This window comes from Bordetella parapertussis (genome assembly GCF_020735925.1).
GTDB classification, from domain to species: domain Bacteria; phylum Pseudomonadota; class Gammaproteobacteria; order Burkholderiales; family Burkholderiaceae_B; genus Bordetella; species Bordetella pertussis.
Window position 1 is genome coordinate 1,201,892 of sequence record NZ_CP085971.1, and the last position, 23,809, is coordinate 1,225,700.

Sequence of the window (23,809 nt, forward strand, 5' to 3'; positions counted from 1 at the left end):
GCACACTTATGAGAAAACGCATTCGTTTCTATTTTCTGCTGCTCGTGCTGGTGGCGCTGCTCGGCGCCGCGCTGGCGGCCGGCGGCGCCTGGACCTGGATGCACAGGCCGGTGGCGCTCAAGTCCGACCGCATCGATTTCGTGGTGGATCCGGGCAGCACGCCGCGCGCCATCGCGCGCACCCTCAACCAGGCCGGCGTGGCGGTCTGGGAGCCGGGCTTCGTCTGGATGGCGCGCCTGTCCGAGCTGGACAAGCAGATCAAGGCCGGCGGCTACCAGGCCATCGACGGCGACTCGCCCTGGCAGTTGCTGCAACGGCTGGCGCGCGGCGACATGAGCCAGCGCCAGATCACTTTCCTGGAGGGCTGGATGTTCCGGCAGATGCGCCAGGCGCTGCGCGAACATCCCGACGTCAAGCAGACCCTGGGCGAGACCAGCGACGAGGCCCTGATGGAAAGGCTGGGCTCGACGGTGACCCATCCCGAGGGCATGTTCTTTCCCGACACCTATGTGTTCACTCCGGGCAGCACGGATTTCGACATCCTGCGGCGCGCCTACCAGGAAGGGCAGCGTATCCTGGAGTCGACCTGGGCCAAGCGCCAGGATGGGCTGCCGGTGGGCACGCCCTACGAAGCGCTGATCCTGGCCTCCATCGTCGAGAAGGAGACCGGCCACGGGCCGGAGCGCGCGCGCGTGGCCGGGGTGTTCGCCAACCGGCTGCGCATCGGCATGCTGCTGCAGACCGATCCGACCGTGATCTACGGCATGGGCGAGGCCTACCAGGGCCGTATCCGCAAGCGCGACCTGCAGACCGACACGCCATGGAACACCTACACCCGTCCGGGCCTGCCGCCCACGCCCATCGCCGCGCCCGGGCGCGCCGCGCTGCTGGCGGCGGTGCAGCCCGAACGCCACAAATACCTGTTCTTCGTGTCGCGCGGCAACGGCACCAGCGAGTTCTCGGTCAACCTGAACGACCACAACCGCAATGTGTCGCGCTACATATTGGGACAAGGGCAACCGCAACAAGGATCGCAGCAATGACCCCGCGTGGACGTTTCATTACGCTGGAGGGCGTCGATGGCGCCGGCAAGAGCACCCATACCGCATGGATGGTGCAGGCGCTGCGCGACCTGGGCCTGACGGTGCTGGCCACCCGGGAGCCCGGCGGGACGCCGGTGGGCGAGAAGCTGCGCGAGCTGCTGCTGTCCGAACCCATGGCCCTGGAAACCGAGACCTTGCTCATGTTCGCGGCGCGCTGCGAGCACGTGCGCGAAGTGATCGCGCCGGCGCTGGCGCGCGGCGAGTGGGTGGTGTGCGACCGCTTCACCGATGCGTCCTATGCCTATCAGGGCGGCGGACGCCAATTGGGCGCGGCGCGCGTGGCGGCGCTGGAGCAGTGGGTGCATCCCGATCTGCAGCCCGACCGCACCTGGCTGTTCGACGTGCCGCTGGACGTGGCGCGCGCCCGGCTGGCGCGCTCGCGCCAGCTCGACCGCTTCGAGCGCGAGGAGGATGCCTTCTTCGAACGCACCCGCGCCGCCTACCACGAGCGGGCGCGCAGCTCGGATGGACGTATCCGCATCATCGATTCGAGCCGGCCGCTCGAGGTCGTGCGCGCGCAGCTCGACAGCGAGGTGCGCGAGCTGGTGGCGCAAGCGGCATGAGCCTCGGTCGCTTCCTGCCCTGGCAGACGGAGATCGCCCGCTCCTGGCTGAGCGGGCGCGACCGCTTCGCGCATGCCTGGCTGATCCATGGCAATGGCGGCATCGGCAAGCTGGACTTTGCGGCGGCCGCGGCGGCCAGCCTGCTGTGCGAGTCGCCGCGCCAGGGCCTGGCGTGCGGCGAGTGCGCGGCCTGCGCCTGGGTGGCCAGCGGCAACCATCCGGATCTGCGGCGCATCCGTCCGGAGGCGGTCGCGCTGGAAGAGGGCGCCGACCAGGCCGAAGGCGCCGAGGAGGCCGAGGCCGGTTCCGGCGGCGCGGCGGCCAAGCGCGCGCCGTCCAAGGACATCCGCATCGACCAGATCCGCGCGCTCGAACCGTGGTTCAACACCGCCACGCACCGGGGCGGCTGGCGCGTGGCGCTGCTGTATCCGGCGCATGCGCTGAACGTGATATCGGCCAACGCCTTGCTGAAGGTGCTGGAGGAGCCGCCCGCGCATACGGTGTTCCTGCTGGTGGCCGATGCGCCCGACCGCCTGCTGCCCACGCTGGTGTCGCGCTGCCGGCGCCTGCCGCTGCCCACGCCGTCGGCCGGGCAGGCGCTGCAATGGCTGGGCGAGCAGGGCGTGGAGCCGGCGGCCGACTGGCTGGCTGCCGCCGGCGGCGCGCCGCTGGCGGCGCAGCGCCTGGCGGCCCGGGGCGATGCGCCGTGCCCGGCCTGGCTGGCGCAACTGGTGCAGCCCTTGGCCGCGGGCAAGGCGCCCGATGTGGGCACGCTGACCGAAAACCTGGAAAAGGTGGCGGCGGCCGAGTGGATCGACGCCCTGCAGCGCCTGTTCACCGACCTGACGCTGGCCGCCCATGGCGCGGCCAGCCGCTACTATCCCTCGCTGGCCGAGCCGGTGCGGCAAGCCGCCGCGCGCGCGCAGCCCGCGCAACTGGCCGAGACCGCGCGCTGGCTGAGCCGCCAGCGCGGGCTGGCCACGCATCCGCTCAACGCCAAGCTGTTCGTGCACGCGGCCCTGCAGCGCGTGGTGCTATCCTGCCAGTGACGATCGGGCCACGGCCCGTTTCTCCTGTGATCCGTATTCTGTGGTCCGTATGTACGTAGACTCCCATTGTCATCTGAATTTTCCCGAATTGGCGCAAGACCTGCCGGCCGTGCTGGATCGCATGGCCGCCAACCAGGTCACCCATGCGCTGGTCGTCAGCGTCAACATGCCCGACTGGCCGGGCCTGATGCAATTGGTCGAGCCGCACGGCAATCTCTGGGCGTCGGTGGGGGTGCACCCCGACTATGAAGACACGCCCGATCCCGAGCCCGCCGAGCTCGAGCGCCTGGCCGCGCACCCCAAGGTGGTGGCCATCGGCGAGACCGGGCTGGACTACTACCGCCTGAGCGAGCCGCTGGACTGGCAGCGCGAGCGCTTTCGCCGCCATATCCGCGCGGCGCGCTCGACCGGCCTGCCGCTGATCGTGCATACGCGCGCCTCGGCGCAGGACACGGTGCGCCTGCTGCGCGAAGAGGGCGCCGACGAGGTCGGCGGCGTGATGCACTGTTTTACCGAGTCCTGGGAGATCGCCCAGCAGGCCATGGCGCTGAATTTCCATATCTCGCTTTCGGGCATCGTGACGTTCAAGAACGCGCAGCTCGTGCACGAGGTGGCCGCCAATATGCCGCTGGACCGGCTGCTGATCGAGACCGACTCGCCCTACCTGGCGCCGGTGCCATATCGCGGCAAGCTGAACGATCCGTCCAAGGTGATCCACGTGGCCGAGAAGATCGCCGAGCTCAAGGGTATTCCGGTGGCCGAGGTGGCGCATGCCTCTACCGAGAATTTCTTCAAACTTTTCAATAAGATAAAACGATAATCTAATTTGAATTATTTAAAGTGAATTCTAGATTTTGGCGGTATTCCACCATGAAACCCTTGCGTACCCGTTTTCTGCGCTGGCGCGGCGCCGCGGCCGGCGGCCTGCTCGCCGGCGCCTTGCTGGCCAGCCCCGCCTGGGCGGCCAAGCAGGCCGACTGGTGGGTGTATGTCCATAACGACAAGGCCCGCGACATCGGCGCCTTGCTGGCGGCGGGCGCCGATCCCAATGTGCGCTACGACAATGGCCAGCCGGCCATCATGCGGGCGGTGGTCGACAACGCCTGGGAGGTGTTCGATGTGCTGGCCGCCAACCGCCGCACCGATCTCAACGCCGAGAATCCCGCGGGCGAGACGCCCTTGATGTACCTGGCGGTGGCGGGGCAGACCGAACGCGCGCAGGCGCTGATCGCGCGCGGCGCGCAGGTCAACCGGCTGGGCTGGACGCCGCTGCACTATGCGGCCTCGAAGGGCCGGCTGGAGACCGCGCGCATGCTGCTGGGCAAGCAGGCGCTGGTCAATGCGCCGTCACCCGACGGCACCACGCCGCTGATGATGGCCGCGTATTCGGGCGATCGCCGCATGGTGCAGTTGTTGCTGGATGCCGGCGCCGATATCACCACGCGCAACCTCAAGGGCATGAGCGCGGCCGACTGGGCCGCCTTCGGCAAGTCCGAGGCGCTGGCGCGCGAGCTCAAGCCCATGATCGCCCGCGCCGAGGCCGAACGGCAGGCCCGCCATGGCGCAGTGGCCACGCCCAAGCTGGCGCCGGCCGCCGAAACGCCGCCCACGGCACAGCCCGCGGCAGCCCCTGCCGCGGCGTCGCAACCCGGCGAAGGCCGCTCCCTGTCCGGCGTCTCGGGCGTGCGGCTGAATTCCTACGATTAACCCGGGTGCCTGTCCCCGCGGGGACAGGCACCCTGGCCTCCCTGTTCCTGCTCCTCCACCTGATCACGTGCCGCCCACCGGGGCGGCATTTTTTTGCTCGGGGTTTTCCCTGAAATTCTCATAAATTGAGAATGAATTCTGAAAAAATGGGAAAAACTGAATAATCTGCGCACGCAATATCAAGGAACGATCGACATGCAAGAACAAGCCATCGCGGGTGGCGCCGAGCGCGTGCTGTATGTGCTGGCCACCCTGGCGCGCGAGGAAGCCCCGCTGACCGTGGCGGCGCTGGCCGAGCGCACCGGCCTGGCCCAGAGCACGCTGTACCGGCAGGTGGCCCTGCTCAAGCGCTGGGGGTTCGTGCTGGAGCAGGCTGGCGCCTATACGCCGGGCCCGCTGTGCGTGCAGCTGGCGCGCGGCTTCGACCAATCGTCCTATCTGATCCAGGAAGCCTTGCCCGATATGACCCGCCTGGCCGCCGATTCGGGCGAGACGGTGGGCTTGCTGGTGGCCATGTCCGACCAGGCGGTCTGCCTGGAGATGGTCGAAAGCCGGCATCCGCTGCGCTGTTCGTTCGTCAAGGGCCGCGGCCTGCCGTTGGCGCGCGGGGCCTCGGCCAAGTCGCTGATGGCGTTCATGGCGCCGGCGCGCCTGCAGGGCCGGCTGCACGAGCTGGCCGGGCAGGGCGTCGACGCCGCCGCGCTGGCGCGCGACCTGGAGGCGATCCGCGCCGCCGGCTACGCGGTCAGCGACAGCGAGGTCGACGCCGGCGTGTGGGGCTGCAGCGCGCCGGTGTTCGAGCGGCCGCACCAGGCCGCCGGCTCGGTCACCCTGATGGCGCCTTCCACGCGCGTGGCCGAACGCACCGCGAACCTGATCAACCTGACGCTGGCGGCCGCCAAACGCATTTCCAGCCGCCTGCAGCATTCCTGATGTATCCCTGTGGCCGTATCCATCCATACGGTTTTCTTCACTCCAATGCCGCACCCATCACCAAAGGAAGCATCATGACGACTCGCCGCCAACTGCTGACCGCCGCCCTGACCCTGAACCTGGCCTGGGGCGCCGGCGCCGCGCATGCCCAGGAGACCATTCGCGCCGTGACCGACGCGACGTTCCCGCCCATGGAATTCGTCAAGGACGGCAAGCGCACCGGTTTCGATATCGAACTGGTCGAGGCGCTGGCCCAGGCCATGGGCAAGAAAATCGAATGGATCGACATCGACTTCAAGGGCCTGATCCCGGCGCTGCAGGCCGGCCCCGCGCCGACATCGCCGTGTCGGCCATCTACATCACCGCCGAGCGCCAGAAAGTGGTGGATTTCACCGACCCGTACTATGCGGGCGGCCTGGTGGTGCTGACCAAGAAGGATGGTCCGGTGAAGTCGCTCAAGGACCTGGAGGGCCGCAAGGTGTCGGTGCAGGTGGGCACCAAGTCGGTCAACTATCTGAAGGAGCACTTCCCCAAGGTGCAGCGCGTCGAGGTGGAGAAGAACCAGGAGATGTTCAACCTGGTGCAGATCGGCCGCGCCGACGCGGCGGTGACCGGCAAGCCGGCGGCCAAGCTGTTCGCGCAAAGCACGCAGGACCTGGCCGTGCTGAGCGAGCAGATCACCACCGAGGAATACGGCATCGCCGTGCCGAAGTCCAAGTCCGGACTGACCCGCGAGCTCAACGAGGCGCTCAAGAAGCTGAAGGCTGACGGTACCTACGAGCGCATCGTCAACAAGTGGTTCGAGGCGCAGGCCAAATGATGCTGGATTTCGCGCCTGTCTTTGCCGACTTCGACGCATTGCTGCGCGGCGCGGTCGTCACCGTGGAGGTGACGGCCTGCGCGCTGCTGCTGGGCTGCGTCATCGACCTGCTGGTCGGGGTCGGCCGCCTCAACACCCGCAACGCCGCTTCATCTACAACCTGTGCAGCGTATACCTGCTGTTCTTTCGCGGCACGCCGCTGCTGGTGCAGCTGTTCATCTGGTTCTTCGGGCTGCCGCAGTTCGGCATCACGCTACCGGCGTTCGCCTGCGGCGTGCTCGGCCTGGGCATCTATTCCGGCGCCTACGTCTCGGAGATCGTGCGCGGCGCCATCCAGTCGGTCGACCGCGGCCAGATGGAAGCGGCCCGCTCGCTGGGCATGTCCTCGGCGCAGGCGATGCGCATCATCATCCTGCCGCAGGCCGTGGTGCGCATGATTCCGCCGCTGGGCAACGAGTTCATCGCCCTGATCAAGAATTCCGCGCTGGTTTCGCTGCTGACGATCCACGATCTGATGCACGAAGGCCAGAAGATCATCAGCGTGTCGTATCGCTCGCTGGAGACCTATCTGGTGGTGGCCCTGATTTACCTGGTGTTGACGACCGCGACGACGACGATCCTGCGCCGGATCGAGCATCGCCTGCGCGCGGGAGGGATGGTGCAATGAGTACGCAAGAGATGATCCGCATCCGCGGACTGCGCAAGGCCTATGGCGAGCACGAAGTGCTGCGCGGCATCGATTTCAATGTCGAGGCCTCGCAGGTGGTGGTGGTGATCGGGCCCAGCGGCTCGGGCAAGAGCACGCTTTTGCGCTGCTGCAACGGCCTGGAGGTGGCGCAGGGCGGCACCATCGATATCTGCGGCCACAACCTGCTCAAGGATGGCCGGCTGCTGCCCGAGGCGGAGCTCAATCGCCTGCGCATGCAGGTCGGCATGGTGTTCCAGGGTTTCAACCTGTTCCCGCACCTTTCGGTGCTGGACAACGTGACCGTCGGGCCGCGCACGCTGCGCGGCATGAGCCGGGCGCAGGCCGAGGAGCTGGGCGGCGACCTGCTGGCCAAGGTGGGGCTGCGCGAAAAGATGGCGGCCATGCCCGGCTCGCTGTCGGGCGGCCAGAAGCAGCGCGTGGCGATCGCCCGCGCGCTGGCGATGCAGCCGCGCGTGATGCTGTTCGACGAGCCCACGTCGGCGCTCGACCCGGAACTGGTGGGCGAGGTGCTGCAGGTCATGAAGCTGCTGGCCCGCGAAGGCATGACCATGATGGTGGTCACGCACGAAATGGGTTTCGCGCGCGAAGTGGCCGATGTGGTGGCGGTGATGGACGGCGGCAGCATTGTCGAGTCCGGTCCGCCCGAGCTGATTTTCAGCCAGCCGCGCGAGGCGCGTACCCGCGCCTTCCTGCAGGCCGTCCTCAGCGCATCGCAGGGGGCGGCATGAGCGTGGCCAACGATTCCGCGTCCATCTGGACCGCGCGCGACGACAGCGGCGAGCGCGGCGATACGCGCCCCGCCTGGCCCACATCGTCGCGCTGGGGCAGGACGCCGGCGCCGGCGACGCCGCGGTGCTGGGCTTTGCCTGCGATGCCGGCGTGGCGCGCAACCAGGGGCGGCGCGGCGCGCCATCCGGCGCATGATGGCCGGCCTGCCGGCGCACAATCTGCGTCGCCTGGTCGACGCCGGCGACGTGGTGTGCGAGGACGACCAGCTCGAGGCGGCGCAGGATGCGCTGGCCGGCCGCGTGGCCGCGCTGCTGCAGGCCGACGCGCATCCGGTGGTGCTGGGCGGCGGGCACGAGATCGCCTGGGGCAGTTTCCAGGGCTTGCGGCGCTGGCTGGACGCGCGCGGCGACCGCGAACCGGTGCTGGTGCTCAACCTCGACGCGCATTTCGACCTGCGCACCGGCCGGCCGGGCAGTTCGGGCACGCCGTTCGACCAGATCGCCGAGTATTGCGCGGCGCGCGGCCACGCGCTGCAGTACGCCTGCCTGGGCGTCTCGCCGCTGGGCAACACGCCCGCGCTCTACGCGCGGGCGGCCGAGGTCGGCGCCGTCTGGGTGGAAGACCGCCACATGCAGGAGGCCCATCTGGGCGAGCGCCTGGCCCAGCTCGATGCCTTGCTGGCGGCGGCCGGCCACGTCTATCTCACGATCGACCTGGACGTGCTGCCGGCGGCGACCGCGCCGGGGGTCTCGGCCCCCGCGCCCTATGGCGTGCCGCTGGCGGTGGTCGAGGAGGTGGCGATGCATGTGCGCGCCAGCGGCAAGCTGCGCCTGGCCGACCTGGCCGAGTGCAACCCGGCCTACGACATCGACCACCGCACCGCGCGCGTGGCGGCGCGCCTGGCGTGGCGCTTGCTGGGCGGCGCGGCGCGGTAGACGGCGGGCCCGCCACGGGCTTAGGATGTAGGCGTTGGCCGCCCGGATCGGCCCGATCCGGGCGGCCTGCCCGAAGGTTGTTGCAAGGCGCGCTTTTTTGATGCGGCCCTAATAAATATTTATCTCTTTTTATTGGGGCCGCAGCTGGTTTCGTGGAAAAATAAGCGCAACCTCAGCCCGGAGATCCTCCCTATGTCTCAAGCTCCCGCCCATTCCTTGCCCTCATACCTGGATGCCGAGCATCTGGGCCCCTGGGGGATCTACCTGCAGCAAGTCGACCGCGTCACGCCGTACCTGGGTCCGCTGGCCCGCTGGGTCGAGACGCTCAAGCGTCCCAAGCGCGCGCTGATCGTGGACGTGCCGATCGAGATGGACAACGGCAGCATCGCCCACTTCGAGGGCTACCGCGTCCAGCACAATACGTCGCGCGGCCCGGGCAAGGGCGGCGTGCGTTTCCACCAGGACGTGACCTTGTCGGAAGTGATGGCGCTGGCGGCCTGGATGTCGATCAAGAATGCCGCCGTCAACCTGCCGTACGGCGGCGCCAAGGGCGGCGTGCGGGTCGACCCGCGCACGCTGTCGCACTCCGAGCTCGAGCGCATGACGCGCCGCTACACCTCGGAGATCGGCGTCATCATCGGGCCGTCCAAGGACATCCCGGCCCCGGACGTGAACACCAACGCCCAGACCATGGCCTGGATGATGGACACGTACTCCATGAACGAAGGCGCCACCGCCACCGGCGTGGTGACCGGCAAGCCGATCGCGCTGGGCGGCAGCCTGGGCCGGGTCGAGGCCACCGGCCGCGGCGTCTTCGTGGTCGGCTGCGAGGCGGCGCGCGACCTGAACCTCGACGTATCCAAGGCCCGCATCGTGGTGCAGGGTTTCGGCAACGTCGGCGGCACCGCGGCGCGCCTGTTCCATGAGGCCGGCGCCAAGGTGATCGCGGTGCAGGACCACACCGGCACCATCCACAACGACGGCGGGCTGGACGTGCACAAGCTGCTGGCGCACGTCGGCAACCAGGGCGGCGTGGCCGGCTTCACCGGCGCGCAGCAACTGGCCGACGACGATTTCTGGGGATTGGAGACCGATTTCCTGATCCCCGCCGCTCTTGAGGGACAGATCAACGAAAACAACGCCGCCAGGGTGCGCGCCAAGGTCGTGGTCGAGGGCGCCAACGGCCCGACCACCCCGGAAGCCGACGATATCCTGCGCGAGAACGGCGTCTACGTGGTGCCCGACGTGCTGGCCAACGCCGGCGGCGTGACGGTCAGCTACTTCGAGTGGGTGCAGGACTTCTCCAGCTTCTTCTGGAGCGAGGAGGAGATCAACCAGCGGCTCGAGCGCCTGATGCGCGAGGCCTACAGCGCCGTGTCGCAAGTGGCCAAGGAGCACAAGGTCACCCTGCGTACCGCGGCCTTCATCGTGGCGTGCACCCGCATCCTGCAGGCGCGCCAGGTGCGCGGCCTGTATCCCTGACCGCTGCGCGGCGGGCCCCGCAGGGCCCGCATCGGCGTACCAGGCAGCCGGCCTCGCAAGGGGCCGGCGCCGTTTTCAGCGCAGGCTGATCCAGGTGGTCTTGAGGTCGCTGTACTTGTCCATCGCGTGCAGCGACTTGTCGCGCCCGAAGCCGGATTGCTTGACGCCGCCGAAGGGCACCGTGATGTCGCCGTCGGCATAGCAGTTGACCCATACCAGCCCGGCGCGCAGGCGGCGCGACAGGCGGTGCGCGCGGCCGAGGTCGGCGGTCCACAGCCCGGCCCCCAGCCCATAGATGGAATCATTGGCCAGCGCGACGGCCTCGTCCTCGTCGGCGAAGCCTTGCGCGGCCAGCACCGGCCCGAAGATTTCCTCGCGCACCAGCGAGTTGTCCTGGCCGGGACAATCGAAGATGGTCGGTTCGATGTAGTAGCCGCCGCTGTCGGTCAGCACTTGCCGGCCGCCCAGGCGCAGCCGCGCGCCTTCCTGGGCGCCGGCGGCGATGCGGGCCATGACCGCCTGCGTCTGCCGTTCGTCGACCATGGCGCCCAGCGCGCTGTCCGGGTCCAGCGGATTGCCGGGGCGCAGGGTGGCGGCGAAGGCGGCCACTTTTTCCATGAAGGCGTCGTAGATGCCGTGCTGCACGTACAGGCGCGAACCGGCGATGCAGACCTCGCCCTGGTTGGAGAAGATCGCCAGCGCGGCGACCTGGGCCGCGCGGTCCAGGTCGGGGCAGTCGGCGAACACGATATGGGGCGACTTGCCGCCGCACTCCAGCCAGACGCGCTTGAGATTGGATTGGCCCGAGTAGGTCATGAAGCGCTTGCCGGTCGCCGTCGAGCCGGTGAAGGCGATGCAGTCGACGTCCGGGTGCAGGCCGAGCGCCTGGCCGGCCTGCGCGCCCAGGCCGGGCACCACGCTGAACACGCCGGGCGGGATGCCGGCCTGTTCGGCCAGGGCCGCCAGCCGCAGCGCCGACAGCGAGGCCTGCTCGGCAGGCTTGAGGATGACGCTGTTGCCCACGGCCAGCGCCGGGGCCACTTTCCAGGCCGCCATCATCAAGGGGTAATTCCACGGCACCACGGCGGCCACCACGCCCAGCGGCTCGCGCGTGATGGTGGCCAGCGCGTCGGCGCCGGTAGGCGCGATCTCGTCGTAGCGCTTGTCGATGGCTTCGCCGTACCACGCATAGCAGCGGGCGGTCTCGGGCAGGTCGAAGGCCAGGGCGTCGCGGATCGGCTTGCCCATGTCCAGCGTTTCGAGCAGCGCCAGCTCTTCCTGGTGTTCGGTGATCAGCGCGGCCAGGCGCAGCAGGCGGTGCTTGCGCTCGCGCGGGGCCAGGCCGCTCCAGACGCCGGCCTCGAAGGCGCGGCGCGCGGCGGCCACCGCGCGGTCCACGTCGGCCGCGCCGCAGGCGGCGATATCGGCCAGCTTGCGGCCGTCGATCGGGCTGTGCGCGGCGAAGGTGGCGCCATCGGCGGCGTCGCAATAGGCGCCGTCGATATAGGCGCGGCCTTCGGGGGCGAGGGCGGCGGCTTGCGCGCGCCAGTAGGCGGAATCGTGCAGGGTCATGGGAGTCGGATGCGGGCAGGCCCGGCGGCGCGCCGCCGGGCGGGGTGAATCAGCGCGGCGCGTTGGCGCGCGCCACCATGGCGTCGAGCAGCACGTTGCAGCCGGCCTCCAGGTGGGCGGGCTGGGCGTCCTCGATCTCGTTGTGGCTGATGCCGTCCTTGCAGGGCACGAAGATCATCGCCGTGGGCGCGACCGCGGCCATGTACACCGCGTCGTGGCCGGCGCCGGTCACGATGTCCATGGCCGGCAGGCCGCGGCGCTGCGCGCCGTCGCGCACCTTGCCGACCAGGTCGGGATGGAAGGGCGTCGGCGCGAAGTACTGCACCTGCTCGCACTGCACCGATACGGCATGCCGCGCGGCGGTGTCGGCGCACGCCTGGCGCCACAGCGCGTCCATCGTGGCGAGCGTGGCTTCGTCCTCGTGGCGCAGGTCCACCGTGAAGCGCACCTGGCCGGGGATCACGTTGCGCGAACCGGGGTAGGCGTGGATCTCGCCCACCGTGCCGCGGCCGTGCGGCTGGTGCGCGTTGGCGATCTCGACCACCGCCTGCAGCAGATGGCTGGCCGCGTACAGCGCGTCCTTGCGGATCGGCATCGGGGTGGGGCCGGCATGCATCTCCATGCCTTGCACCACCACGTCGTACCAGCGCACGCCCAGCGAGCCGGTCACCACGCCGACGATCCTGTCTTCGTGTTCCAGGATGGGGCCTTGCTCGATGTGCGCCTCGAAGTAGGCGTCGACCGCGCGTCCGCCCACCGGGTCGGCGCCGGCATAGCCGATGGCGCGCAGCTCGTCGGCCACCGACTTGCCCTCGGCGTCGCGCGCGGTCAGCGCGGTCTCGAGCGGGAATTTCCCGGCGAACACGCCCGAGCCCATCATCACGGGCAGAAAGCGCGAGCCTTCCTCGTTTGTCCAGATTGCCACTTCCAGCGGCGCGTCGGTCTGCACGCCGTGGTCATCGAGGGTGCGCATGACTTCCAGTCCGGCCAGCACGCCGTAGCAGCCGTCGAACTTGCCGCCGGTGGGCTGGGTGTCGATGTGGCTGCCGGTCATGACCGGCGCGCGCGACGGATCGCGTCCGGCGCGGCGCGCGAAGATATTGCCGACCTGGTCCACGCGCACGGTCAGGCCCGCGTCGCGCATCCAGCCGGTGACCAGGTCGCGGCCCTGGCCGTCGAGCGCGGTCAGCGCCAGGCGGCAATTGCCGCCCTTGGGCGTGGCGCCGATGCGCGCCAGGTCCATCAGCGACTGCCACAGCCGCTGTCCGTCGATGGAGATCGGGGAGTTGTTGCTCATGTCTTTACCTCATTGCACGCCGGCGGCCTGGGCCTGGGCCGCCTGGTGGATTTCCGTCAGGGTCTGGCCCGGCGCGATGCCGTCGGCTTCGTAGCGGATTTCCAATAGCGCCGGCAATTGCTCGCGTTCGGCGAAGGCGCGCGCGCGCTCGAAGGCCGGGCCGAAGTCCTCGGTGCGCTCGACCGCTTCGCCGTAGCCGCCGTAGGCGCGCACGAATTGGGTGAAATCGGGATTCTGGAAGTCCAGGGCAATGGCGCGGCCCGGGAATTCGCGTTCCTGGTGGGCGCGGATGGTACCCCAGATGCCATTGTTGAACACCAGCACGACCACGCCGACGCGGTATTGCAGCGCCACGCCGAGTTCCTGCAGCAGCGCCACGCCGAGTTCCTGCATGTTCATCTGGAAGCAGCCGTCGCCGGCGTAGCAGACCACGGTGCGGGCGGGGTTTTCCAGCTTGGCCGAAATGGCCGCCGGCAGGCCGTAGCCCATCGAGCCGACCGTGGGCGCCAGGCTGGTGCCCGGGCCGCTGAACTGGCGGTAGCGGTGCGGGTACAGGGCGTAATTGCCCGCGCCCACCGTGATGCAGGCGTCGGCCGGGATGTGCTGGTTGACGTAGGCGGCGGCGCTGTCGAGGTTGAGCGGGCCGGGCGAGGGCAGCGGGGCCAGCGTGGCCAGGTATTCGTCGTGCGCGGCGCGCACGGCCTGCGCGCGGCTGGCGCGGTGTCCCGGCCGCAGCGCGTCGAGCGCGGCCGCGAACCCGGCCGGGTCGGCCACGATGCCCAGGGTCGGCGCGAACACCCGGCCCAGTTCGTTGGGGTCGGGGTAGGCGTGCACCAGCCGCTGGCGCGGCAGCGGGCTCTCGATCACGGTGTAGCCTTCGGTGGTGGCCTCGCCCATGCGCGTGCCCACCGCCAGGACCAGGTCCGCGCCGGCGATGCGCTGGCGCAGTTCCGGCGCCATGGCCCAGCCGACGTGGCCGGCGGCATTGGGATGGCGCTGGTCGAAGCATTCCAGGCGGCGCCAGGCCGTGCCTACCGGCAGCTCGAAGCGTTCGGCGAACGCGGCGGCCTGTCCGATGGCCTCGGCGCTCCAGCCTGTGCCGCCCAGCAGCATGAAGGGCCGCTCGGCCTGGTCCAGCAATTCGACCATGCGCGCCAGGTCGGCCGCGCCGGGCAGGCAGCGCGCGCGCCGGTAGCGCGGCATGTCGGCCACGCGGGCGCGGCCCCACAGCGTGTCCTCGGGCAGCGCCAGCACCACCGGCCCGGGCCGGCCGCTGGTGGCCACCGCGAAGGCGCGCGCGATGAATTCGGGAATCCGCTCGGTGCGGTCGATCTGCGCGACCCACTTGGCCATCTGGCCGAACATGCGGCGGTAGTCGATTTCCTGGAACGCCTCGCGCTCCATGAAGTCGTTGCCGACCTGGCCGATGAACAGAATCATCGGGGTCGAGTCCTGGTAGGCCGTATGCACGCCGATGCTGGCGTTGGTGGCGCCGGGGCCGCGGGTGACGAAGCAGATCCCCGGCTCGCCGGTCAGCTTGCCATAGGCCTCGGCCATGTAGGCCGCGCCGCTTTCCTGGCGGCAGACAATGGCGTCGATGGCGCCGCGATGCTCGTTCAGGGCGTCGATGCAGGGCAGGTAGCTCTCGCCGGGAATCATGAACACGCGCCGCGCGCCGTGCACGCGCAGCTGCTGCATCAGGATCTGGCCGCCGTTGCGCTCGGGCAGGGCTGGCGTGGTCATGACTGCTCTCCTTGGGACTCGCGGGGGCGCGCCGCGCGGGCGGCCCATTGTTCGAATTCGGCGTGGCGCGCCAGCAGGCGGCGCGCGGTGTTGTAGTCGGGCGGGTCGACGCGCGCGCCGCCGGCGTCGCGGCCGTCGCGTTGCGCCTCGAAGCGGGCCGCCAGGTCGCGCGCGGCCGCCACGCGGTCCGCGTCCGGCGTGAAGGCGGCGTGAATGGCGGGCACCTGTTCGGCGAACACGGCGCACTTGGATTTCAGGCCGATGCGGCGCGCCCACAGCAGGTCGGCCTGCTGGGCGGCGGGGTCGCGGTAGTTGAACGGGCAGTCGATCGGCAGGCAGCCGGCCGCGACGCAATCGACCAGGAAGCGCGCGCGCAGGGCGTGCAGTTCGATGCCGTCGGGGCCGCGCTCGGCGCCGCCCAGGCTGGCTGTCAGGTCCTCGGCGGCCAGCAGGCAGGCCGATACGCGCGGGCTGGCCGTCAGGATTTCGCAGGCGCGCGTCACGCCCAGCGCCGACTCCAGCGTGGGCACGATCTCGGTGCTGCCCGGCGCCAGGCCGGCCTCGGCCTCGCAGGCCGAGATGGCGCGGTCGAGCGCGGCGATCTGCGCCGCGCTTTCGGCATGCGGCAGGAAAATCGCGTCCGGCGCGCCGGCCATGATGCCGCGCAGGTCGTCCAGGCCGTCTTCTTCCAGCTTGTTGATGCGCACCGCGCCGATCACGCCGGCGGCGCGGCATTGCGCCAGCAGCGCGACGATGCGGCGGCGCGCGGCCGGACGGTCGGCCGGCGCGGTGAACTCTTCCAGGTCGGCCACCAGCGCGTCGGCGCCGCTGGCCAGGCCGGCCGCCTGGGCCTGCTCCAGCAGCCCGGGAACGAACATCCAGCTGCGGCGCAGGCTGGCGGGGCGGCGTTGGCCGCCCGGGTTGGAGATGGGGGTCATTGCACGTGCCTCGGCAGGAACAGCACCAGTTCGGGGACGAAGGTCAGCAGCAGCATGACGGCGGTCATGGCCAGCATCATCCAGCTCAGCGGGCGCAGGGTCTGCATCATGTTGATGCCGCCGATCTTGCAGGCGGCCATCAGGTCCACGCCCACCGGCGGGGTGTTCGCGCCGATCGCCATGTTGATCGACAGCAGGATGCCGAAATGCACCGGGTCGATGTTGTAGTGGGCCAGCACCGGCATGACCACCGGCGCCACGATGATGATGACCGGGATGGCTTCCATGAAGGTGCCCAGCAGCAGCACCACCGTCAGCACCAGCAGTACGGCGATCTTGCTGTCGGTCCAGTCCACCAGCAGGCCGGACAGGGCCTGCGGCACCTGCTCGGCCACCAGCACCCAGGCGAACAGGCCCGAGGCGCCGATCAGCAGCAGGATGGACGCGCTGCCTTCGCCGGTCGACTTCAGGCTCTCCCACAGGGACTTCAGGCTGAGCGTGCGGTACCAGAAAAAGCCCACCAGCAGCGCATAGACGATGGCGCTGGAGGCGGCCTCCGTGGCGGTGAAGATGCCGAAGCGGATGCCGCCGATGATCAGCACGGGCACCATCAGCGCGGGCAGGGCGTCGATGGCGGCGGCGCGCAGCTCGCCCCACGAGAACGGCTGGCCGCCGGCCCAGTTGTGCTTGCGGGCCTGCCAGATCGCCACGACGATCAGCGAAGCGCCCAGCAGGATGCCGGGGATGATGCCGGCCAGGAACAGCTTGCCCACCGAAGTGTCGGTGATAGTGCCGTAGACAATCAGCACGATGCTGGGCGGGATGATGGTCGAGGTGGCGCCGGCGCTGCCGATCAGCGCGCAGCTGAACCCCTTGTCGTAGCCGCTGCGTGCCATGGCGGGCAGCAGCAGGCTGCCGATGGCGATCACGTCGGCCACGCCCGAACCCGACAGCCGCCGAACATCAGGCAGGCCAGCACGGCCACCACGGCCAGGCCGCCCTTGATATCGCCGACGATGGCCGCGCACAGCCGCACGATGCGCTGCGTCAGGCCCGCGCCGTTCATCAGCTGGGCGGCCAGGATGAACAGGGGAATGGCCAGCAGCGTGAAGCTGTCCAGGCCGACCACGTATTGCTGGGCCGCCACCATCATCGGGGCGGCGTCGTAGACGGCCAGGTACGCCAGGCACGCCAGCACCAGCCCGAAGGCGATCGGCATGTCGATCAGCACCGTGACCGTGAATACGCCCATCAGGAAAAGGGCACCGGTAGACATCTTTTAATCCTTTGCCGCGACGGGGTCGGCCGGTTGGAACAATTGCGCCAGGTGCACCACGATGGTGATGGCGCACGCCACCGGCAGGGCGAGGTAGACCGTGCCGGCCGATACGTCGAGCGCGGGCAGGGTCTGGTCCATGGTCAGTTCGGCCAGCTGCCAGCCGGCATAACCCAGCGCGGCCAGGCCGACGATGATCAATGCCTGGTTGACGCGGTCGCAGATGGCCAGCGCGCGCGGGTTGCGCACGACGAAGGGCAGCAGCCCGGCCATCAGGTGGGTGCGTTCATGGCTGCAGGTGACGCCGCCGATGAAGGCCGCCCACACCAGCACCAGGCGCGGCAATTCCTCGGCCCAGTGCGGCGTGGTGTGCATCACGAAGCGTTCGAACACAACGTAGGTGATCAGTGCGGCCAGCAAGGCCACCGCCAGGGCGGCGATGGCCTTGCTCAGGCCGGACAGCGCGTGCGAGATCCGGCCCAGCATTTACTTGGCCTCGCGGTACTTCTGCAACAGGCCCATCAGCTCGGGGCCATAGGCGGTTTCGTAGGTCTTCCAGATCGGCGCGACGGCCGCGGCGAAGGGGGCCTTGTCGACTTCGTTGACCTGCATGCCCTTTTCCTTGAGCTGCGCGACGAACTGCAGGTCGCCTTCGGTGATCATCTGGCGTTGCGCGTCGCGCCACTTGTCGGCGGCGGCCTGGACGATCTTGCGGTCGTCGGCAGAGATGCGGTTCCAGATCGGCTTGGAGACGATCAGGCTTGCCGGACCCCACACGTGACCGGTCAGCGACAGATACTTCTGGACCTCGAAGAACGACGAGGTGTAGATGATCGACAGCGGGTTTTCCTGCGCGTCGAACACCTTCTGCTGCAGGGCCGAGTAGAGCTCGCCGAAGGCCAGCGGCGCGGGGTTGGCGCCCAGGGCGAGGTGTCCAGGCGCATCTTGTCGGGCGTGACGCGCGTCTTCAGGCCGTTCAGGTCGGCCGGCGTGTTGACCGGGCCGCGATTGTTGGTCAGGTGGCGAAAGCCGTTTTCCCACCACGACACGATCACCAGGTTCTTCTTCTCGGCCAGCTTGGCCAGCGCCGCGCCCAGTTCGCCGTCGTAGGCCTTGTAGGCCTGCTGCGAGGTGGTCCAGGTGTAGGGCAGCTCGACGATGCCGAACTTCGGTTCGATCGGCTGCAGCGAGCCCGAGCCGATGATGGCCGCGCCCTGGCTGCCGATCTGCAGGCCCTCGAGCATGGTCTTCTCATTGCCCAGCTGGCCGCTGGGGAACAGGATGAAGTTGACGCGGCCGGCGGTCTTTTCCTTGACTTCGGCGGCGAAACCTTCGGCGGCCTTGTTCCAGCTGTGGCTGGGGGCCAGCACGTGGCCCAGCTTGATGTCCAGGGCGTGGGCGGCCGGGGCGACTGCCAGCGCCAGGCCGGCGGCGGCGAACAGGGAGGTCAGGGTACGGGTCAGCTGCATGGTTTTCACCTTGAAATGTTCTGGCTTGTGAAACGTCGGGAGGAACGAAGCCGGAAACCGCCGGCGCAAGCGGGGGCCCAGGCCGACGCGCGAGCGTGTCGGCGGCAAGGCGGGAAATCGGCAAGCAGGGCGCCAGCGTCGGGCGCGGGAGGCGGACGGGCCGCCGGAATCAATTCATCGGATGGCTCCGCTGCCAAAGTCTTCGCGCAGGCGCGCCAGGATGCCGACCAGATGGTCGTGCATGGCATGGCGGGCCCGGATAGGATCGCGGTCGACGATGGCCGCGAGGATGCGTTCGTGTTCGCGCTCGGCGGCTTCCCAGACCTTGGTCGTGACGAAATGCTGTTCGAGCCGGCTGAACACCGGGCTGGTGGCGCTGAGGTGCCAGATATGCGAGATGGCGGCGGCCAGCGCGGCGTTGCCGCAGGCTGCCGCGATGGCGCCGTGGAAGGCCTGGTCGTGGGCGCCGGGCGAGTCGCTCAGCGACATCGCCGCGTGCGCCGACGAGATCGCGGCGATCTGCGCGGGCGAGGCTTTCTGGGCCGCCAGCGACGCGCACTCGGGCTCCAGCAGCAGGCGCGTGTCGAGCAGGTCGAACGGACCGATGTCGGTGTGGCCGGGCTGGGGCGCCGGCGCGACGCCATAGTCGCCATCGGCGCGCGGCGCCGCCACGAACACGCCCGTGCCCACGCGGACTTCGACATAGCCTTCGATTTCGAGGGCGATCAGGGCCTCGCGCACCGAGGCGCGGCTGACCTGCAGTTGCTCGGCCAGTTCGCGCTCGGCGGGCAGGCGGCCGCCGGCGGGAAAATCGCCGGCGCGGATGCGGCCGGCGATCTGGTCGGCAATCATGCGGTACAGGCGCGTGGGGGCGACGGCTTGGAAGGATCCCATGGTTGGTGGCGTGTCCGGTTATCTGGTGGCCCAGTGGTCAGGCCACTAATATACCGAAGCGCCCGGCGAATAAAAATAGCGGGCGATGGCGAATCCGGGCTTTCTAGGGAAAACCACTAGGCCGCGCCGCGTCCGCCCGCCGCCAGCGCCAGCAGCGCCTCGCGCAACACCACCGCGTTGTTGTGCTCGGTGTCGCGCGCGCCGTAGACCAGCGTAAGCGGGCCGGCCCCGGCCTGCGCCAGCAGGGCGCGCAGCTGCGCCTGATGCGACGGGCCGCGCAGCTCGGCCAGATAGCGTTCGCGAAACGCCGGCCAGCGGGGCGTCTGGTGGCCGAACCACTGGCGCAGCGCCGCGCTGGGCGCCAGGTCCTTGATCCAGTCGTCCAGCGGCAGGGCGTCCTTGCGCAGGCCGCGCGGCCACAGCCCGTCGATCAGCACCCGGCGCCCGTCGGCGGGCGCGGCGGCCTCATAGGCGCGCTTGAGATGGATGGCGGGCTTCATGGGCGCGGGCGCGTTTGCGCATACACTGGGCGGCCTGATCGAAAGCGAGTTTTCATGAGGCGGTTTCCTGGGCGGATGCTGAAGTGGCTGGTCCTGGCCTGCGGCCTGGCGACGGCGGCCGGGCTGCTCGCCTGGCGGCTGGCGCCGTCTTCCGACTATATCGCGCCTGCGGCCGGGCAGGACCGCCTGCGCGGCCAGGCCATCTACCAGGCGAACTGCGCCGCCTGCCATGGCGCGCGGCTCGAGGGCCAGCCCGACTGGCGCCAGCGGCTGGCCAGCGGGCGGCTGCCGGCGCCGCCGCACGATGCCAGCGGCCACACCTGGCACCACCCCGACGCGGTGCTGCTGGACATCATCCGCCACGGCATGGTGCCGGGCCGCCACGCGCCGGACGGCTACCAGAGCGACATGCCGGCCTACGCGGGCGTGCTGTCGGACGCGGAGATCGCACTGGTGCTCGCCTATATAAAAAGCACCTGGCCGAGCCAGGTGCAGCAGGACCAGCGGGCCGCCACGCAGCAGATGACGCCGCGCTAGCGTGGCGGCGCCTCAGTGCGCCAGGACCATGGCGAAGTAGCCGAACACGGTCAGCAGCACGCCGGAGACGGCGTAGCCGACCGGGAATCCCAGCCAGGGCACGCTGGAGCCGACTTCCTTGGCGGCTTCGCGCGCCGGCCCCGAGTGGCTGCGCGCGCCGGCGGTGGCGCCCATCAGCAGCGCGGGGTTGATCTTCATGATGTGAAAGCCGATGGCCCACACGATGATGGGCGGGATGGTCGAGGCGAGAAAGCCCACGATGAAGATCTTCAGCGCGATCGCGCCGGTTAGCTGGGTGAGCAGGTCGGCGCCGGCGTTGATGCCGACGATGGCCACGAAGCCGATCAGGCCCAGGTCCTCGAGGATGTTGCGCGCGGCGTTGGGGGTGTTGCCGAAAAAGCGCAGCCGCGAGGAAATCGACGACACGATGATGCCCGACAGCAGCAGGCCGCCCGCGTTGCCCAGCCCCACCTTGGCGCCGAACGCCGGCACTTCGATCAGCCCGATCAGAAAGCCCAGGATCATGCCGAACGACAGGGTCAGCAGGTCGGTGGCCGAGCTATGGCGCGCAATCACGCCGAAGATCTCGCCGGCCTTGCTGACGGCCGGCTGCAGGCCGGTCACGAACAGTACGTCGCGCTTTTGCAGCGTGGTTTCCAGGCCGATGGGCAGCGGCACGCCGCTGCGCTCGACGCGCTGCAGCTGGATCTGCCCGGCCAGCTCCGAACCGCGGAAGGTCTTCAGCGGCCGGCCGGTCACCTCCTTGTTGGTCACCAGGATCTCGGCCTGGTCCAGCGGTATGTTCAGCGCGCGGGCGTCGGGCACCTCGGGGCCGAGCATCCCCATGTTGGCGGTCATTTCCTCCAGGCGGCCGCCCAGCGCCACCACGTCGCCCTGCTGCAGCACGGTCTCGGCCGAGGGGCCGAGCAGCTGGTCGCCGCGCTCGACATTGACCACCTGGTACTGGGGAAAGCGCGTGCGGAACTGCTGGACCGTCTTGCCGATCGATTCCGGGTTCTCGACCCGGTAGGCGCGCAGGTCGAACGGATGAAAGGCCGTCAGCCCGGCGTCGTCCACGTTGGGCACGCCATGCGCCTTCTCGAACTCGAGCGCGGCGGCCTTGGCGTCCACGCCCCAGATGCGCGGCAGGTACTTGCACAGCAGGATGATGCCGACCGTGCCCCAGATGTAGGTGATGCCGTAGGACAGCGCGATCATGGCGCTGATCTGCTCGGGACTCTCCGAACCCAGCGACAGCACGCCGGCGCTGACCGCCTGTTCGGCCGAGCCGATGGCCGCCGACATGGTCTGCGAGCCGGCCAGCATGCCGCCGGCCGCGCCCAGCGGCAGGCCGAAGAACTGCGTGCCCAGCACCACGATGGCCAGGCCCAGGATCGGCGCGATGATGGCCAGGATGGCGTAGTTGATGGACTCCTTGTTCAGCGCGTTGACGAAGGACGGACCCACGCGCAGCCCCACGCCGTACATGAACAGGTAATAGAGCAGCGACTTGGCGAACTCGTCCAGGTGGAACTTGACGCCGTAGGCCGCGCCCACGGTGGCGACCAGGCAGCCGACCACGATGGCGGCGGCGACCGCGCCCAGCCCGTAGCCCTTGATGGAAAACTTGCCGACCCAGACCGCCAGGCCGATGGTGAGAAACAGCAGTATGTAGGGGTTGCTGCCCAGGAATTGCACGAAAGCCTGCATGGTCTATGCTCCGCGATTCGTCCAGTCAACCGTGCGATGCCCGGCCGGCGCATCGCACGCCTTGCGCGCATGGCGGCGGACCCGGCCGGGCCCGCCGCGCGGCCCTAGCACTTGGCCGGCGAGGACTTGTGCGTGTCGTGCAGCGCCGGCGGCGTGGCCGTCCCGCCGTGCTGCTCCAGGTACTTGCACGCCTTGACGATGTCTTCGGCCAGCAACAGCGCGACGTTGCGGTTGATGTGCGGGCGCACCACCACGCGCAGGCTGCGCACCGACTCCGCGTCGGGCGGCATGGTATAGGCGGAAATCACCCAGCCGCGTTCGCGCACCTTGTTGGACACGTCGAACTCGTTGAACTTCTTGACCTTGGGGTCCAGCGTGACGGCCACCACGGGAATGCGCTGCGTATCGTTCATGATGGTGAAGTAGCCGCTGTCGACCAGGTGCTGGCGCAGCGCGATGGCGTTGTCCAGCGTGCGTGCATGACGCGCTTGAAGCCGTCGAAGCCCAGGCGCAGGAACTGGTAGTACTGCACCGCCACCTGGAACGAGTTGCGGCTGAAATTGAGCGTGGCCGTGGGCATCTCGCCGCCCAGATAGTTGACGTAGAAGACCAGGTCTTCGTTGAACACCTTGCGTTCGCGGAAGATCACCCAGCCCAGGCCGGGCGGCGTCAGGCCGTACTTGTGGCCGGAGGCGTTGATCGACTGCACGCGCGGCAGGCGGAAGTCCCATTTGTAGTCGGGGTACAGGAACGGATTGACGAAGCCGCCGGAGGCCCCGTCGATGTGCATGGGCACCGAAACGCCGGTCTTCTTCTCGTAGGCGTCGAGCCAGTCGTGGATGCCCTGGATGTCGTCGTCCTCGCCGGTGAAGGTCTGGCCGGCGATGGCGACCACCGCGATGGTGTTCTCGTCGACGTACTTGTCCAGGTCTTCGGCGGTCAGGCAGTACTGGCCGGGCTTGAGCGGCACGATGCGCGGCTCGACGTCGAAATAGCGCAGGAATTTCTTCCACACGATCTGCACGTTGCCGCCGGTGACCATGTTGGGCCGGGTGGCGTCCTTGCCTTCGCGTTCGCGGCGCTGGCGCCAGTTCCATTTGTGCGCCAGGCCGGCCAGCATGCACGCCTCGGACGAGCCGACGGTGGCCGTGCCGTAGGGTTCGGCGTCCTTGGGGCCGTTCCACAGCTGGTGCAGCCACCTGACCATGCGCTGTTCCATGGCGAACAGCTGCGGGTAGATGTCATGGTCGATGTAGTTCTTGTACATGTTCTTTTCGGCGATCCGGACGGCTTCCGGCTCGGCGAACGTCGTCACGAACGACGACATGTTCGGCATCGGGTTGGTATCGGTCCATTCGTCGCTGAGCACCAGCGCCTGGGTGGCGCGCGCCGACATGCCCTCGACCGGGAAGTGGTCTTCCGGGACTTCGATGTTGAACTGGTCGTAAGGCGTCATCTGTTCTGGCGATTTGCTCATGCTGGATCTCCGAAGTGAACTGGCGGGGAACAAGGACAGAGCCGGCGGGAACGCGGCCGGCGTACGCTAAGACTGGAATGGCTGGGGCGCGGCGTTGCGCGTCGCGCTAGCGCGGACGGCGCGGCGGGACGGGCAGGAAGCGGGAGCGGGAGCGGGGCGCGGGACGCGCCGGCGGGGCGGTGGCGGCGGCGGCGGCGGCGGCAGGGGGGCGGAAGGTGTTGCAGGACATGGACGAGCTCACATAAATGATGATTTATGCAAACCGTTGCCTACTTGCGGCAGCGGGCCGACTTTCGACGCGGCGGTGACTCAGTATGGAGAATGCCCCTGGGCCGCCTGCGTAGGATGATGCCTGATGTCGATACG

17 protein-coding genes and 6 pseudogenes are annotated in these 23,809 nt (G+C 69.1%); 12 read left to right on the top strand and 11 right to left on the bottom strand.

Annotated elements, in window-relative coordinates; all coding sequences use genetic code 11:
* Positions 1-8: 8 nt before the first annotated feature.
* The 11 genes and pseudogenes from mltG to LK409_RS05770 all read left to right on the top strand — a co-directional run bounded on the left by mltG (position 9) and on the right by LK409_RS05770 (position 10,030).
* Positions 9-1,043, top strand: a complete 1,035-nt coding sequence (gene mltG / locus LK409_RS05720) for an endolytic transglycosylase MltG (RefSeq protein WP_041937150.1) — start codon at positions 9-11, stop codon at positions 1,041-1,043.
* The gene (gene tmk / locus LK409_RS05725; protein ID WP_003811733.1) at positions 1,040-1,666 is read left to right on the top strand and encodes a dTMP kinase; all 627 of its coding nucleotides are present in this window, start codon (positions 1,040-1,042) and stop codon (positions 1,664-1,666) included. The genes mltG and tmk overlap by 4 nt, the downstream gene beginning before the upstream one ends.
* Positions 1,663-2,715, top strand: a complete 1,053-nt coding sequence (gene holB, locus LK409_RS05730) for a DNA polymerase III subunit delta' (RefSeq protein ID WP_010928092.1) — start codon at positions 1,663-1,665, stop codon at positions 2,713-2,715. Before tmk ends, holB begins: the two co-directional genes overlap by 4 nt.
* A 49-nt stretch (positions 2,716-2,764) precedes the next feature.
* Positions 2,765-3,535 (top strand): TatD family hydrolase, encoded by a 771-nt coding sequence (locus LK409_RS05735; protein ID WP_033448020.1) that lies wholly within the window; start codon positions 2,765-2,767, stop codon positions 3,533-3,535.
* 50 nt (positions 3,536-3,585) lie between these two features.
* Positions 3,586-4,422 carry an ankyrin repeat domain-containing protein gene (locus tag LK409_RS05740; RefSeq protein WP_010926577.1) on the top strand — a complete coding sequence of 279 codons (837 nt, stop codon included), beginning with the start codon at positions 3,586-3,588 and terminating at the stop codon, positions 4,420-4,422.
* Positions 4,423-4,617: 195 nt separating this feature from the next.
* Positions 4,618-5,355: an IclR family transcriptional regulator gene (locus LK409_RS05745; RefSeq protein ID WP_010926578.1), complete on the top strand. Its 738-nt coding sequence runs from the start codon at positions 4,618-4,620 to the stop codon at positions 5,353-5,355.
* Positions 5,356-5,429: 74 nt separating this feature from the next.
* Positions 5,430-6,175, top strand: a pseudogene (locus LK409_RS05750) (glutamine ABC transporter substrate-binding protein).
* A pseudogene (locus LK409_RS05755) lies at positions 6,172-6,842 on the top strand (amino acid ABC transporter permease). Before LK409_RS05750 ends, LK409_RS05755 begins: the two co-directional pseudogenes overlap by 4 nt.
* Positions 6,839-7,612, top strand: coding sequence for an amino acid ABC transporter ATP-binding protein (locus LK409_RS05760; protein ID WP_003811719.1), 774 nt, complete (start codon positions 6,839-6,841; stop codon positions 7,610-7,612). Before LK409_RS05755 ends, LK409_RS05760 begins: the two are co-directional and overlap by 4 nt.
* Positions 7,609-8,548, top strand: a pseudogene (gene hutG / locus LK409_RS05765) (formimidoylglutamase). The gene LK409_RS05760 and the pseudogene hutG overlap by 4 nt, the downstream one beginning before the upstream one ends.
* 192 nt (positions 8,549-8,740) lie before the next feature.
* Complete coding sequence (locus LK409_RS05770) at positions 8,741-10,030, top strand: Glu/Leu/Phe/Val family dehydrogenase (RefSeq protein WP_003811716.1); 1,290 nt, start codon at positions 8,741-8,743, stop codon at positions 10,028-10,030.
* A 75-nt stretch (positions 10,031-10,105) separates the two neighbouring features.
* On the opposite strand, the gene LK409_RS05775 is transcribed toward LK409_RS05770, so the two are convergent.
* The 9 genes and pseudogenes from LK409_RS05775 to LK409_RS05815 all read right to left on the bottom strand — a co-directional run bounded on the left by LK409_RS05775 (position 10,106) and on the right by LK409_RS05815 (position 19,719).
* Positions 10,106-11,602: an aldehyde dehydrogenase gene (locus tag LK409_RS05775; RefSeq protein ID WP_010928094.1), complete on the bottom strand. Its 1,497-nt coding sequence runs from the start codon at positions 11,600-11,602 to the stop codon at positions 10,106-10,108.
* 49 nt (positions 11,603-11,651) lie between these two features.
* A complete protein-coding gene (locus tag LK409_RS05780; RefSeq protein ID WP_003811711.1) occupies positions 11,652-12,899 on the bottom strand; it encodes a Zn-dependent hydrolase in 1,248 nt (415 codons plus the stop codon).
* Positions 12,900-12,908: 9 nt separating this feature from the next.
* Positions 12,909-14,642, bottom strand: coding sequence for a thiamine pyrophosphate-binding protein (locus LK409_RS05785; protein WP_010928095.1), 1,734 nt, complete (start codon positions 14,640-14,642; stop codon positions 12,909-12,911).
* Positions 14,639-15,580 carry an HpcH/HpaI aldolase/citrate lyase family protein gene (locus LK409_RS05790; protein ID WP_010928096.1) on the bottom strand — a complete coding sequence of 314 codons (942 nt, stop codon included), beginning with the start codon at positions 15,578-15,580 and terminating at the stop codon, positions 14,639-14,641. The genes LK409_RS05785 and LK409_RS05790 overlap by 4 nt, the downstream gene beginning before the upstream one ends.
* Positions 15,577-16,856: pseudogene (locus LK409_RS05795) on the bottom strand (TRAP transporter large permease). Before LK409_RS05795 ends, LK409_RS05790 begins: the two are co-directional and overlap by 4 nt.
* Before the next feature lie 3 nt (positions 16,857-16,859).
* Complete coding sequence (locus LK409_RS05800) at positions 16,860-17,342, bottom strand: TRAP transporter small permease (RefSeq protein WP_003811705.1); 483 nt, start codon at positions 17,340-17,342, stop codon at positions 16,860-16,862.
* Positions 17,343-18,325, bottom strand: a pseudogene (locus LK409_RS05805) (TRAP transporter substrate-binding protein). It abuts the gene before it with no gap.
* A gap of 174 nt (positions 18,326-18,499) precedes the next feature.
* Positions 18,500-19,219 (bottom strand): FadR/GntR family transcriptional regulator, encoded by a 720-nt coding sequence (locus LK409_RS05810; RefSeq protein WP_003811701.1) that lies wholly within the window; start codon positions 19,217-19,219, stop codon positions 18,500-18,502.
* 116 nt (positions 19,220-19,335) lie between these two features.
* Positions 19,336-19,719, bottom strand: a complete 384-nt coding sequence (locus LK409_RS05815; RefSeq protein WP_003811700.1) for a DUF488 domain-containing protein — start codon at positions 19,717-19,719, stop codon at positions 19,336-19,338.
* Positions 19,720-19,773: 54 nt separating this feature from the next.
* On the opposite strand from LK409_RS05815, the gene LK409_RS05820 reads away from it, so the two are divergent.
* On the top strand, positions 19,774-20,256 hold the full coding sequence (locus LK409_RS05820) for a c-type cytochrome (RefSeq protein WP_003811698.1): 483 nt from the start codon (positions 19,774-19,776) through the stop codon (positions 20,254-20,256).
* Between the two features lie 12 nt (positions 20,257-20,268).
* On the opposite strand, the gene LK409_RS05825 is transcribed toward LK409_RS05820, so the two are convergent.
* Positions 20,269-21,966, bottom strand: a complete 1,698-nt coding sequence (locus LK409_RS05825; RefSeq protein ID WP_010928097.1) for an aspartate:alanine exchanger family transporter — start codon at positions 21,964-21,966, stop codon at positions 20,269-20,271.
* 104 nt (positions 21,967-22,070) lie between these two features.
* Positions 22,071-23,443, bottom strand: a pseudogene (locus LK409_RS05835) (glutamate decarboxylase).
* Positions 23,444-23,809: the final 366 nt, after the last annotated feature.